Source organism: Kitasatospora sp. NPDC043949 (genome assembly GCF_056435365.1).
Genome location: NZ_JBWKEQ010000080.1, coordinates 1 through 13,115 on the forward strand (window position 1 = coordinate 1; position 13,115 = coordinate 13,115).

The 13,115-nt window shown below is 75.5% G+C and carries 10 protein-coding genes; 5 read left to right on the top strand and 5 right to left on the bottom strand.

Annotation, left to right across the window (positions count from 1 at the left end):
* Positions 1–141 precede the first annotated feature (141 nt).
* The 3 genes from AC07AL_RS36385 to AC07AL_RS36395 form a co-directional block, all read right to left on the bottom strand.
* Positions 142–3,384, bottom strand: a complete 3,243-nt coding sequence (locus AC07AL_RS36385) for an error-prone DNA polymerase (protein WP_478319446.1) — start codon at positions 3,382–3,384, stop codon at positions 142–144.
* A gap of 81 nt (positions 3,385–3,465) precedes the next feature.
* Entirely contained in the window at positions 3,466–5,157 is a 1,692-nt protein-coding gene (locus AC07AL_RS36390; protein WP_478319447.1) for a Y-family DNA polymerase, read from the bottom strand.
* 3 nt (positions 5,158–5,160) lie between these two features.
* Positions 5,161–5,880: a hypothetical protein gene (locus AC07AL_RS36395; protein WP_363631415.1), complete on the bottom strand. Its 720-nt coding sequence runs from the start codon at positions 5,878–5,880 to the stop codon at positions 5,161–5,163.
* Positions 5,881–6,080: 200 nt separating this feature from the next.
* On the opposite strand from AC07AL_RS36395, the gene AC07AL_RS36400 reads away from it, so the two are divergent.
* The 3 genes from AC07AL_RS36400 (at position 6,081) to AC07AL_RS36410 (ending at position 8,508) form a co-directional block, all read left to right on the top strand.
* Positions 6,081–6,683: a DinB family protein gene (locus AC07AL_RS36400; protein ID WP_478319448.1), complete on the top strand. Its 603-nt coding sequence runs from the start codon at positions 6,081–6,083 to the stop codon at positions 6,681–6,683.
* A 246-nt stretch (positions 6,684–6,929) separates the two neighbouring features.
* Positions 6,930–8,093 carry an SUKH-4 family immunity protein gene (locus AC07AL_RS36405; protein WP_478319449.1) on the top strand — a complete coding sequence of 388 codons (1,164 nt, stop codon included), beginning with the start codon at positions 6,930–6,932 and terminating at the stop codon, positions 8,091–8,093.
* 40 nt (positions 8,094–8,133) lie between these two features.
* On the top strand, positions 8,134–8,508 hold the full coding sequence (locus tag AC07AL_RS36410) for a hypothetical protein (RefSeq protein ID WP_159398386.1): 375 nt from the start codon (positions 8,134–8,136) through the stop codon (positions 8,506–8,508).
* A 54-nt stretch (positions 8,509–8,562) separates the two neighbouring features.
* Here the strand turns inward: AC07AL_RS36410 and AC07AL_RS36415 are convergent, their stop codons facing one another.
* Positions 8,563–9,930, bottom strand: a complete 1,368-nt coding sequence (locus AC07AL_RS36415; protein WP_478319450.1) for an MFS transporter — start codon at positions 9,928–9,930, stop codon at positions 8,563–8,565.
* Positions 9,931–9,937: 7 nt separating this feature from the next.
* A complete protein-coding gene (locus tag AC07AL_RS36420; protein WP_363585709.1) occupies positions 9,938–10,837 on the bottom strand; it encodes a DMT family transporter in 900 nt (299 codons plus the stop codon).
* 263 nt (positions 10,838–11,100) lie between these two features.
* Here AC07AL_RS36420 and AC07AL_RS36425 point away from each other — a divergent pair, with 263 nt between their 5' ends.
* Together AC07AL_RS36425 and AC07AL_RS36430 are read left to right on the top strand one after the other, a co-directional pair.
* Positions 11,101–11,973: a LysR family transcriptional regulator gene (locus AC07AL_RS36425; RefSeq protein ID WP_363585710.1), complete on the top strand. Its 873-nt coding sequence runs from the start codon at positions 11,101–11,103 to the stop codon at positions 11,971–11,973.
* A gap of 101 nt (positions 11,974–12,074) precedes the next feature.
* The gene (locus AC07AL_RS36430) at positions 12,075–13,115 is read left to right on the top strand and encodes a DUF2332 domain-containing protein (protein ID WP_363631422.1); all 1,041 of its coding nucleotides are present in this window, start codon (positions 12,075–12,077) and stop codon (positions 13,113–13,115) included.

Here is a 13,115-nt window from a genome sequence, read left to right on the forward strand (position 1 = left end):
CCATCCGCATATCGCATGCGAGACGGTCTACGCCGACAGGTGACCGTCCGTCAGTAAAACGGCAGATCCATCACCCCAAAGAGCAAATGTCAGTATGCGGCGGTGCGGACGGCAGGCCTGGAGGCCACCCCCCTGCCCCGCTCAGAGTCCGATCCGCAGCGGGGTGAGCCGGGTGGCGATCAGGTTGGTGGCGCCGCGGTCGCGCTCGATGCGGCCGTGAACCAGCAGGCCGGCCCGGTCGAGGGCCGTACGGCGCTGGGACTCCCAGACCGGACGGTTGCAGACCACGTTGATCAGGCCGGTCTCGTCCTCCAGGCTGAGGAAGAGCACCCCGCCGGCCGTCGGCGGCCGCTGCCGGTGGGTGACCAGGCCGCCGACCACCACCTCCGATCCCGGTGCCGCGTCCGGGAGTTCGGCGGCGGACAGGGCGCCGCCGCGCTCCAGGCGGGCGCGCAGGTGCTGGAGCGGGTGGCTGGTGGCGGAGGTTCCGGTGGCCCACAGGTCGGCGATGGTCTCCTCGACCGGGCTCATGCCGGGCAGCGGCGGCGCCTCCGTCCCGGGGGTGGTCCCCGGGATCAGTGCGGCCGAGATACCGGCGAACGCACCGGCGGTCCACAGCGCCTGACGTCTCGTCAGTCCGAAGCAGTCGAAGGCGCCGGCCGTCGCCAGCGCCTCCAGCGCCGGCGCGGGCAGACCGGTACGGCGCGCGAAGTCCTCCAGGTCGGCGTACGGTTGACCGGCCGCGATCGCCGCGGCCTGCGGGGCGCCGATGCCGCGCACCGTCTCCAGGCCCAGCCGGATCGCCGGCTGCGGGCGGCCCGCGGTCAGCGGCGGCTCCGGCGTCGGCCCCCGGTGCGGCTCCAGGGTGGGGCGCGGCGCGCTGGCGTTGACGTCCACCCCGCGCACCCGCACGCCGTGCCGCCGGGCGTCCGCGACCAGGCTCAGCGGCGAGTAGAAGCCCATCGGCTGGTTGGCCAGCAGGGCGCAGGTGAAGGCCGCCGGGAAGTGGTACTTGAGCCAGGCGCTGGCGTACACCAGGTAGGCGAAGCTGATCGCGTGGCTCTCCGGGAAGCCGTAGTTGGAGAACGCCTCGATCTTGCCGTAGACGTCCTCGGCGACCTCCTCGGGGATGCCGCGCTCGGCCATCCCGCCGAGCAGCCGCTCGCGCAGCCGGGCGACCCGCTCGTGCGAGCGCTTGGCGCCCATCGCCTGCCGCAGCCGGTCCGCCTCGGCGGGCGTGAACCCGGCACAGTCGATGGCGAGTTGCATCATCTGCTCCTGGAACAGCGGCACCCCGAGGGTCTTGCCGAGCGCGTTCTCCATCAGCGGGTGCGGGCAGCCGGCCGGTTCGGCGCCCGCCCGGCGGCGCAGGTACGGGTGGACGGAGCCGCCCTGGATCGGGCCGGGCCGGATCAGCGCGACCTCGACCACCAGGTCGTAGAAGTGGTCCGGCTTGAGCCGGGGCAGCGTCGCCATCTGGGCCCGCGACTCGACCTGGAACACGCCGACGGTGTCCGCCCGGCGCAACATCGCGTACACGCCCGCGTCGCCGTCCGGGATGGTGGCCAGGTCGTAGCGCAGGCCGTGGTGCTCGGCGACCAGGTCGCAGGCGTCGTGCAGCGCGGCGAGCATGCCGAGGCCGAGCAGGTCGATCTTCACCAGCCCGGCGCCGGCCGTGGACTCCTTGTCCCACTGCAGCACCGAGCGCCCGGGCATCCGGGCCCACTCGGTCGGGCAGATCTCGCCGATCGGCTCCCTGGTGAGCACCATGCCGCCCGAGTGGATGCCCAGGTGGCGCGGCAGGCCGTGGAGTTGGCCGGCGAGCGAGAGCACGTCGGCGGGGATCACGGCGTCCGCGCCGGGCGCGGAGCGGAAGTCGGTCTGCCGGCTGAACGCGTCCACCTGGCCCTGCGGGTAGCCGAGCACCCTGGCCGCGTCGCGGATCGCCAGCCGGGGCCGGTAGGTGATCACGTTGGCGACCTGCGCGGCGTGCTCGCGGCCGTAGCGGCGGTAGACGTACTGGATGACCTCCTCGCGGCGGCGGTTCTCGATGTCCAGGTCGATGTCGGGCGGGCCGTCCCGGGCGGTGGACAGGAAGCGTTCGAACAGCAGCTTGTAGTGGACCGGGTCGACGGCGGTGATCCCCAGGGCGTAGCAGACCGCCGAGTTGGCGGCCGAGCCGCGGCCCTGGCACCAGATGTCCTGGCTCCGGCAGAAGTCGACGATGTCGTGCACGATCAGGAAGTAGCCGGCCAGGTCGAGGTCGTCGATGACGTCCAGTTCCAGGGCCAGCTGGCGTCGGGCGGCGGCGTTGCCGGGCCCGAAGCGGACCGGGCCGTCGGCGGCGACCAGGGCGCGCAGGTGGCTGATCTCGCTCTCGCCCTCCGGGACGGGGAAACCCGGGAGCTCCGGGTCCAGCCCGGTGAAGTCGAAGGCGCAGGAACGGCCGAGTTCGGCGGTGGCCCGCCGCACCCCCGGGAAGCGGGCCAGCCGGGCGGCCATCTCCCGGCCGGAGCGCAGGTGCGCGGTGCCCGCGGCCCGTGTCCAGCCGACCGCGTCCTGGAGGGTGCGGCGACCGCGCAGCGCGGCCAGGCTCTGTGCCAGCCGGCCCTGGGCCGGGCCGGCGTGGTGGGCGTTGGTGGAGGCGACCACCGGGAGGCCCTGCTCGGCGGCGAGCGCGGCGAGGGCGTCATTGCGCCGGTCGTCGCCGGGAAGCCACTGGTCGATCAGCTCCACGTGGACGTTGTCGCGGCCGAACGCCTCGGTCAGGGTGCGGAGTTGGTGCCCGGCCGTGCCGTCGTCGAGTTTTGCCGGGACGCGGCCGAGGCGGCAGCCGGTGAGCACCGCCCAGTGCCCGTCGTGCGCCCCGGCCAGTGCCGCGAGGTCGTACGCCGGGCGGCCCTTCGCGCCGCCGGCCAGCTGGGCGGCGGCGATCGCGGCGGACAGTCGGCGGTAGCCGGCCGGGTCTCGGGCCAGGACCAGCAAGTGTTCCACCTCTGCGCCATTGTGACGGATCGTCAGTTCGGCGCCGAACGCGGTGGCCACGCCCGTCCCCCGGGCCGCCTCGGCCAGCCGGACCGCGCCGTACAGGCCGTCGTGGTCGGTGATCGCCAGCGTCTCCACGCCCAGCCGGGCCGCCTCGGCGACCAGGTCCTCCGGGTCGCTGGCGCCGTCCAGGAAGCTGAAGGCGGAGTGGACGTGCAGTTCGGCCCAGGGCTCGCCGCCGTCGCCGGGGGCTCCGGGGGCGGGGGCTCCGGGGACTCCGGGGGCGGGCTCCTCCTGGGCGGGGCGGCGCAGGGGGACGACCGTACGGTCCGGCACGGCGCCGGTCAGGCGGCGGTGCAGCTCGCTCCAGGGGAGGGTGGGGTGGCTGGTGAAGCCCATCGGGGGTCGCCTTCGTTCTCGCGGTTCGTCACCTCTCCCCCCTCGGATCCCCCTCGGATCCCCCCCTCGGGCCGGCGGCCGTCAGTCGTAGCCAGCCTCCAGGTACCACGCGCCCCCCTCCACCGTGAGCAGCAGCGCCCGGCCACCGCCCAGCACGACCTGGAACCGGGCCCGGCGGCGGGCGAGCGACTGGTCCCACCAGTACTCGACCGCCGGCCAGGGGCCGGTCCAGCCGTCCACCCGCTCCTGTCGCCCCTGTCCCCCACGGCCCGGCCGGCCCTGGAACACCACCAGGGCCGGCCGGGCCGACACCCCCGCCCGGCCGTCCACCGTGACCGGCAGCCCGGCCTCGTCCAGCACCCGCACCGGCACCGGTTCCCGCAGCACCACCGCCGGCCACACGTCCGGCAGCCGCCCGGGCCAGGGCGCGCCGGCCGGCCCCGCCGCCTCGTACGGCTCGCCCCACGGCACCTTGACCGCCTGCTCACCCGGACCGCGCCCGCCGGCCGGCTCGATCCGGCGCAGCCCGGCGTGTCCGAGCACCGCCTGCACTCGGGCCACCGCCCGCTCCACCCGGTCGTCCGCGACCGCCTGGCCCCACAGCGCCAACTGACGGCTCTGGTCCGGGGAGAGGCCGTCGGGGGCCAGCCGGAGCAGGGCGAACCCGGCGTCGGGCGCTTCCCCGGACGCGGCGAACGTGCCCGCGCCCTGCCAGGCCTGGAGCTGCCAGCGGACCCGCTCGGCCAGCGCCGTCGCCGACAGCCCGCCCTCGTGCCGCCACAGCCGCGAGGCCGTCCGCCCGTCCGCGCAGGCCACCTCGACGGCCACCCGGCGGCAGGTCAGCCCGGCCCCGGCCAGCCGCTGGTGCAGCTGCTCGGCCAGTGTGCGGGCGACGAACACCAGCGGCTCCGCCAGCGGCTCGGGCGGGTCGAAGCGCTGCTCGACGGCGAGGTCCGGCTCCTGGTCGCGCGGCACCAGCGGACGCGGCTGCAAGCCCCGGGCCAGCCGGTGCGCCACCGCCCCGGCCGGGCCGAAGCGGTCCACGACCGCCTCGGACGGCAGCGCGGCGAACGCCCCGACGGTCGGCAGGCCGAGCCGCCCCAGCACCTCCGCCAGCGCCTCGTCGCCGAGCACGCCCACCGGGTACGGCGCGAGGAACTCCGCCGTCCGCCCGGCCGGCACCAGCACTCCGGCGCGGGCGGCGAGCACGGCGGCGAACAGGCCGTCGGCGACCCCGACCTGGGCGGGCGGGGGCGGGGGGTGCTCGGTCCCGGTGGGGGCGGGGGGCGTGGCGGCAGGGGTGGCGGGGGGTGTGGTGGCGGGGGTGGCGTCCGTACCGGGCACGGAGACCGCGCCGGGGGCGGCGCCCGGGACCGGCTCCCGCGCCAGCGCATCCGCCACCGCCGTCCGGACCTTGGCCGCCAACGCCTCCTCACCGCCGAAGTAGCGGCCCGGCCCCTTCACCGGGATCGCGCACAGGCCCGGGCGGACCACCTCCACCCGGGGCGTGAACGCCTCCACCGCCGCGACCACCGGCTCGAAGCGGCCGGTCTCCGCCTCCGGGTCGCGGTCGCGCAGCTCCAGCGCCGGGCAGAGCCGCTGGGCCAGCTTGAGCCGCTGCCCCTGCCGCACCCCGGCCGCCCGGGCACCCGCCGAGCAGGCGAGGATCCGCCCGCCCTCGGTCACCGCCACCGGGTCGTCGCCGGTGACGGCCGCCACCGGCCAGTCCGGGCACCAGACCACCAGCACCCGCGGTGTCCTGTCGTCCGCCATCGCTCACACCACCGCTACCCGTTCGAGCGGCTGCTCGACGGCCCCGGGCCGCCCCGGAACGGGACGCTCCAGGACGGGGCGCTCCAGGGGCGGCCGGTCCAGGACCGGTCTGTCCGGGACCGCCCGTACCGCGCCGTGCTCGTCCGGCAGCCAGAGCCGGGCGGTCCTCCCGCGCACCGCCGAACCGCGCCCCTCGGCCACCACCTCCACCTGCCGCCCGGCGAGCTGCCCGTAACCGTCCCCCAGCCCGAACCAGCGCCCGGACCGGACCCCGAGCCGCAGGGCCGCCCCCGGCCACGGCCCGGCCACCAGCAGCACGCAGCCGCTGCGCCGCAGCACCGCCGCCAGCCGGGTGGCCAGCTTCGGCGGCACCGGGCCGTCCGGGCGCAGCATGACCAGTTCGACCGCGCCGGCCAGCACCGACACCACCTCGGCCCAGTGCGGCCCCGGGTCGTCCGCGACCAGCAGCCGCCGCAGGTCCAGCCCGTACCCCTCGGCCGCGGCCAGCCCCAGGTCCGGCAGCCCGACGGCCGCCGCCCAGCCGCCCTCGGTCTCCTTCACCCCGGCTGCCAGCGCCAGCAGCAGCCCGGTGTCCCCGCCCGCCACCGACACCGCCGTCCCCCGCCGCAGCCCGCCGTCCGGCAGCACCTCCCGCAGCGCCGGCACCACCGGCACCACGCCCCGCCCGGCCCGCCCTTCCGCCGGCACGGCGGCCGACGCCACCGGCCGGAGCGTCGGTCGCTCGGCGATGGAATCGAAAACAGGTTCGAAAACGGACACAACCCCAGGATCGAACATTCGTTCGCAAAGATTCAAGTCCACACCCTCCCCGCCCAACCCGTCACACTCTGTAGTCCCCCTTGCCGGCCCCTGGGTGCGCGGAATTCGGTGGACAGGTCCGACGCGATCAACAGACTGATGCCATGACGGCAACCGATCCCAAGACCGATCCCAGGACCGACCTCCGGATCTATCTCCAGGACGCCCGCGACGTCCTGCTGTGGAAGCTCGACGGCCTCTCCGAATACGACCTCCGGCGCCCGCTGACCCCGACCGGGACCAATCTGCTGGGGCTGGTCAAACACGTCACCGGGGCCGAGGCGATGTACTTCGGCGACACCTTCGGGCGGCCGTTCCCCGAACCGACGCCGCTGTGGTTCACCGGCGACGCCGAGCCGAACGCCGACCTGTGGGCGCGGGCGGACGAGACCACGGAGGAGATCACCGGACGCTACCGCCGGGTCTGGGCGCACACCGACGCCACCATCGAGGCGCTGCCGCTGGACGCGATCGGCCGGATACCGTTCGGCCGGCGGGCCGAGCAGACCTTGCACCGGGTCCTCGTCCACATGATCGCCGAGACCCACCGCCACGCCGGCCACGCCGACCTCCTCCGCGAACTCGTCGACGGCACCACCGGCCAGCGCCCGGACGGGATCAACACCGCCCCCGGCGACGCGGCCTGGTGGCAGGCCCACCACGCCCGCGTGGAGCGGGCCGCCCGGGAGGCCGGCGGGCTCGTCTGACCCGCCCCGTACGGCGCCCGGGTGGGGTGGGGGGCGGATCCGGGAAACCGGCTCGCCCTGGTCCGCTCTGGTCCGCTCTGGTCCGCTCTGGTCCAGCTGGAGCCCTGCGGCGGCTTGCGGCGGCTTGCGGCGGCTTGCGGCGGCTTGCGGCGGCTTGCCGGCTCTGGTGTCGGATGGGGCGGCTAGGGTCTGGGGGTCAAGGGTCGGGGCGGTGGAGGGCGGGGGGATGTGGGGGACGTGGGGGGCATGGGGGACGCGGGGTGTGCGCGGGTGGCGGCGGACAGGTTGCCGAGTGGGGTGGTGCATCCGGGGAGCCGGGAGTTCCTGGTCCGGGAGGGGCTGCCGCTCTCGGGGGCGTTCCTGGACTTCGGGGTGCTCGGCGGCGGGCCGCCTCCGGCGCTGCCGGAGGCGGAGCGGCTGTTCGTCCTGGGCGAGACGGAGTACTGCGCGCCGTTCGCCGCGGCCGGCGGCCTGGTGCTGCTCGACGGAACGACCGGCGAGGTGTTCCTCGGCGAACCCGGCCCGCGGCGGGACCTGCTGGCCTCCGGTCTGCCCGCGCTGGCCGGGCTGGTGCGGGAGGTGGAGGCGGTCGCCGAGTCGGCCCGGCGGGCGGACGCGCTGGACGGGCGGCGCGGCCCCGCGGTGGTCGCCGAGGTGACGGCCGGGGCCGAACGGCGGATGCGGGAGATCGACCCCGGGCTGTTCGGGCGGTCCGCGACGCCGCCCGCGCACTGGGGCACGGCGCTGCTCGTGCGAGCACTGGGCTGGGGCGCGCTGCCGGGCGGTCCGGGCGGTCCGGCGTACGAGGTCGGCCCGGAGCTGGTGGCGGAGCTCGCCGCGCTGACGGGCGAGGAGGGCGGCGCGGGCCTGGTGCACCGCTACCGGGCGCAGGAGCTGCCCGCCGGGCTGGTGCACGAGCCGACCCGGCGGCTGCTGACCGAGATCGGACTGCCGCTGGGCGGGGCGATGTTCGGGGTCTGCGAGGAACCGCTGGTCACGATGGCGGAGGCGTACCCGGAGTACTTCGACGGCGAGGAGGAGCGCCCGTACCAGCGGGAGTTCCTGGCCCTCGGGGACTGGCCGACGGATCTGACGATCGCCCTGGACGGTGTCACCGGCCGCCTGGAGCTGCCGGACTGGTACGACGACGGCCAGCCGGAGGCCTACCTCAACCGCGACCTGTCCGCCCTGCTGTACGCGCTGTGGACGTACGAGCGGCTGCGCGCCGAGTGGGAGCGCTGGGACTGCGGGCGGGACCGGGACACCTGGGCGGTGTTCGACCCGCAGTCGCTGCTGAGCACCGTGGTGGACCGGCTCGTCGAGGCCGTCGACCCGGAGGCGTTCGCCTCGCCCGGGTGCTCGTGGCGGCTGCTCGCCGAGGACGCGCACATGGGCGGCCTGCTCGGGTGATCGCGGGGCGCCCCGGCTGGGGCGCCGGTACGCTGCCCCGGTGACGAACATCCGTACGGCGACCGGGCGACGGCGGGCGGTGCTGCTCACCTTCGGCGCCGTCCTGTCCCTCGCGGCGGCGGGCTCGCTGTACGGGCTGCTGTACGTGCGGTCACTGGACTTCGGCGAGCGCTGCGAGCAGGGCCTGGTACCCGGCGGCGGACGGCTGCTGGAGACGGGCGCGTCCTGGCTGCCGCCGGACGCGTGGTGCCGGTTCGAGGACGGGAGCATGTCCACCACGCCGTTCTGGGCGCTGCTGCTGTTCTACGCCCTGCTGACCCTGGTCGTCTGGTCGGTGACCGCGCTGCTGCGGATCCACCGCCCGCGCCCGCACCTGGGGCTGGACTGGCAGCCGGGGCACGGGCCGGGCTGGTAGGTCTCAGGCCTGTCGGGGCTGCGCGGGGAGCTGGGTGGGGATCTGGGTGGGAATCTACGCGGGGATCTGCGCGGGGACGGGGCCTTCGGAGGCTTCGGCTTCGGCTTCGGCTTCGGGGAGCCGGCGGCGGGTGCGGATCGGGGAGAGGAAGACCGGCAGGAAGGCCACCGCGAGGACGGCTCCGCCGCACCAGAGGGTGGCCCGCAGGCCGACGAGTTCGCCGAGCAGCCCGGACAGCGCGGAGCCGATCGCGAGCGCTCCGGTGAGCAGGAAGCGGAAGGTGGCGTTCATCCGGCCGAGGAGCGCGTCCGGGGTCATCCGCTGGCGCAGGCTCACCCCGAGGACGTTGTCCATCCCGGTCTTGAGCGAGACCAGCAGCCAGCCCGCCCCCGCCGCGAACAGCCAGGGGCCATGCCCGATCAGCGGCACCAGCAGCCCGGCGGGCGCCACGCAGACGCCGGCCAGGCCGAGCGTACGTCCGTAGCCGAGTCGGGCGGCGATCGGGCGGGCGCAGCGCGAGCCGAGCAGGATGCCGACCCCGCCGACCGCCCAGAACAGGCCCAACGCCCCGGCGGAAAGGCCCAGTTCCCGCACGAACAGCACCGGGAGCAGCGTGTTGACGAGTTGGAAGCCCAGGTTGGTGAGGGCCGCGGTGAGGGCGAGCGCGCGCAGTTCCCGGTTGCCGAGGACGTGCCGCAGCCCCTCGGCGATCTGCGCTCCGAGCCCGCCGCCCTCGCCCCTGCCCTTGCCCTTGCCCTTGCCCTTGCCCCTGTCGGCGTCCCCGTCCCCGCCCTCGCCCCTGCCCCTGCCCCTGCCCCTGTCGGCGATCGGTTCGGAGGCGGGGGTGCGGCGCAGCCCGATCAGGCGAAGCGCCGAGCCGAGGTGGCTGAGCGCGGTCGCGACGATCGCGAACGGCGCGGTGAGCAGTTGGACCAGCAGGCCGCCCGCGCCGCGCCCGGCGACGTTGCCGACCGCCATCAGGCCGACGACGGCGGCGTTCGCCTGCACCAGGTGCCCGCGACCGACCAACCGGGGCAGCACGCTCTGCGAGCCGACGTCGAAGAAGACCGTCGCGCAGCCGGTGAGCAGCGCGACCGTGTACAGCTGCCAGAGGGTGAGCCCGCCCAGCCACCAGGCGAGCGGGATGGAGGCGTACAGCGCGGCCTTCACCAGGTCGGCGACGATCAGCACGCGGCGGTGGCGCATCCGGTCCACCCAGGCGCCGGCGGGCAGGCCGATGAGCAGGAAGGCGAGGGTGCTCAGGGTGGCGAGGACGCCGACCTGCCCCGGGCCCGCGTCGAGCGCCTCGACGGCGATCAGCGGGACGGCGACGTAGCCGACGTTGGTGCCGAGTTGAGCGAGGGCGGTCGCGGTGAAGAGGGTGCGGAAGTCGGCGGTTCGCCAGAGGGAGTGGGGGTGCATGGTCCGTTCAGTCGCGTGAAGCGGTGGGGGTCGGCATGAGGGCGGGGGCCTGGGCCCTGTGATGTTTCGTCAGGAAAACACCGGCGAGTACGACGATCATTCCGGCAACGGTCCGGATCGTCAGCTCCTCGCCGAGGACGAGCGCGCCGAGCGCGGTGGAGACCACCGGCAGCAGATAGCCGACGGTGGCCGCACTGGTGGGGCCCTCCGTGGCGATGAGGCGGTAGTTGAGGTGGAACGTGAGCCCGGTGCAGGCGACGCCGAGGACGGCGACGGCGACGAGTCCGAGCGGATCGGCGCCCGCGACCGGGTCGAGCGAGCCGCCGACCGGCAGCGCGAGCGTGCTCAGCCCGGCCGCGGCGGTGAGCTGGGCGGCGGAGAGGGCCAACGGGGCCGCTCCCGTGCCGGTGAGGGCACGGGCCATGTAGGCGAAGGCGATGGCGTAGCTGGCCGCCGCACCGAGCAGGGCGAGTGCGGGCAGGGCGGGGAGGCCACCGCCGTCCCGCCACGGGGAGAAGATCAGCAGCACGCCCGCGAAGCCGAGCACCAGACCACCCGACCGCAGCGGGCCGCGGGCGCGTTCGGTGCCGAGGGCGAGGCCGACCAGCAGGGACCAGAGCGGGGTGGTCGCGTGCAGCACCCCGGCCAGGCCGGAACCGACGCCGCGCTCGCCGTACGCGGTCAGGAGGAACGGCAGCGCGTTGCAGAGCAGCGCCGCCAGCGTGAGCCGGCGCCAGACGGCGGCACCGCGCGGCAGGCGCTGCCGGGCGGAACGGGCGAGCAGCAGCAGGACGGCGGCGCCGAGGACCGAGCGGAGCACGGTGATCTGCACGGGGGTGAGCCCGTGCTGGAGCGCGAGCCGGATCCAGAGGAAGCCCGAACCCCAGAACAGGGCGAGAACGGCCATCCGCAGCACGGGCGGTGCTCCTTCTGTCGAGGTGACGGTGTCGGGTGTGTCGATGTCGGGTGTCGGGGGGCGCGTGTCGGGGGGCGCGTGTCGGGGGGCGGGTGTCAGGGGGCGGGTGTCAGGGGGCGGGTGTCAGGGGGCGGGTGTCAGGGGGTGTCGGGGCGTTCGACGACGGTCCCGCGACGGGATCCGGTAGCACAAGCGAAATGTTCTTCACCACCTTTAAGCTGAGCTACATGAATGAGGTGCTCGACGTCCGACGGATGCAGGTCCTGCGGGCCGTGGTCGACCACGGCTCGGTGAGCGCGGCGGCCGGCGCGCTCGGCTACACCCCGTCCGCCGTCAGCCAGCAGGTGGCGGCGCTGGAGCGGGAGACCGGGACGGCCCTGCTGGAACGCGTCGGGCGCGGCGTGCGGCCGACCGCCGCCGGACTGCTGCTCGCCGGGCACGCCGCCGTCATCGAGCGGCAGGTCGCGGAGGCCGGCGCGGCGCTGGCCGACCTGCGGGCCGGGCGCAGCGGCAGCCTCACCGTGCGCTACTTCGCCACGGCCGGCGCCGCGTTGGTGGCCCCGGCGGTGGCCGCGTTCCGCCGGACGCACCCGGGCGTACGACTCGACCTCGGCATGACCGACCCGGAGGACCCGCTCACCGAGGTGCTGGACGGCCGGGCCGACCTCGCGGTGGTGGTCCGGTCCGACGGCGCCGCGCACCCGGGCCTGCGGCTGGTTCACCTGCGCGACGACCCGTACCGGGCGGTGCTGCCCAAGGGCCACCGGCTCGCCGCGAAACGCGTCCTGGACCTCGCCGAGCTCGCGGACGAGCCCTGGGTGGGGGCCGAGCCGCCCGGCCCGTGCCGGGAGGTCGTCCGGGGGGCCTGCGACGCGGCCGGGTTCGGGCCGTCCGTCGCGGTGGACAGCGCCGACTACGCGACGGCGCAGGGCTTCGTCGCGGCCGGACTGGGCGTCGCCCTGGTCCCCGCCCTCGGGCTCGCCCAGCGCCACCCGGGCGTCACCGTGCGCCGGCTCCGCGGCCCGGAGCCGGTCCGTGCGCTGCACGCCGCAGTGCGCGAGGGCGCCTGGGGACAGCCGGCGCTCGGCGCGCTGGTGTCCGCGCTGCGGGCGGCGGCGCAGCCGTAGGACCACCGGCCCGACCGGAAAGGCACGGGCCGGGCTGTGCCAATTCGTTGAAGAGAGCTGAAGAGAGCTGAAGAGAGTCGAAGAGAAAGGAAGTACGGAACGTGGACAGTGCTATCGGGGACCTCTACCGGGCCTTCGCGGAGCGGGAGGCGCGCGGCAACTCGGCGAGCTACCAGGGCCTCGCCGAACGCGCCGCCGGGGACGATGAGTTGTGCGCCCTGCTGGACGGGCTGCCGGCCGCGAAGCGGCAGCCGAACCTGCTGTTCGGCTCGGTCCGCCACCTCGGCGGACCGGTGACGGCCGGCTATCCGGCCTTCCGCACCTGGGTGTCGGCGCACTGGGACGAGGTTGCGGCGACGATGCTGCGACGGCGGACGCAGACCAACGAGGCCGGCCGGTGCGCCACCCTGCTGCCGCTGCTGGCGGCGCTGCCGCAGCCGCTCGCGCTGATCGAGGTGGGGGCCTCGGCGGGGCTCTGCCTCTACCCGGACCGGTATCGGTACCGATACACGGTTGAGGTGGGCGAAGTAGGCGAAGCCGGTGAAGCAGGCGGCCCGGCGATCGAGTTCGGCGCCCAGGAGAGCCCGGTGACGCTGGAGTGCGCGGTGCGCGGGCCGGTACCGCTGTCGGCGTCGTTGCGGGAGCGGCTGCCCGAGGTGGTGTGGCGCGCCGGGATCGACCTCAACCCGCTGGACGTCCGGGACGAGGAGGACATGCGCTGGCTGGAGTCGCTGGTCTGGCCCGAGCAGGCCCACCGGCTGGAGCGGCTGCGCGGCGCCGTCCAGGTCGCCCGGGCCGAGCCGCCGCACCTGGTGCGCGGCGACCTCAACGCGACGGTGAGGGAGTTGGTGGCACAGGTGCCCGCCGGTGCCACGCCGGTGGTGTTCCACAGCGCGGTGCTCGCCTACCTGTCCCCGGAGGCGCGGGAGGAGTTCGCGGTGACCATGCGCGGCCTGCCCGGGCACTGGATCTCCAACGAGGCCGTCTCGGTGCTGCCGACCGTCGAGCGACGTCTCCCCCACCCCGCGCCCGTCGGATCCGGGCTGTTCGCGCTCGCCCTGGACGAGCGGCCGGTGGCCTTCACCGGACCGCACGGGCAGTCCCTCGACTGGTTCCAGCCCCGGGACGGTCTCGGGGCTTGA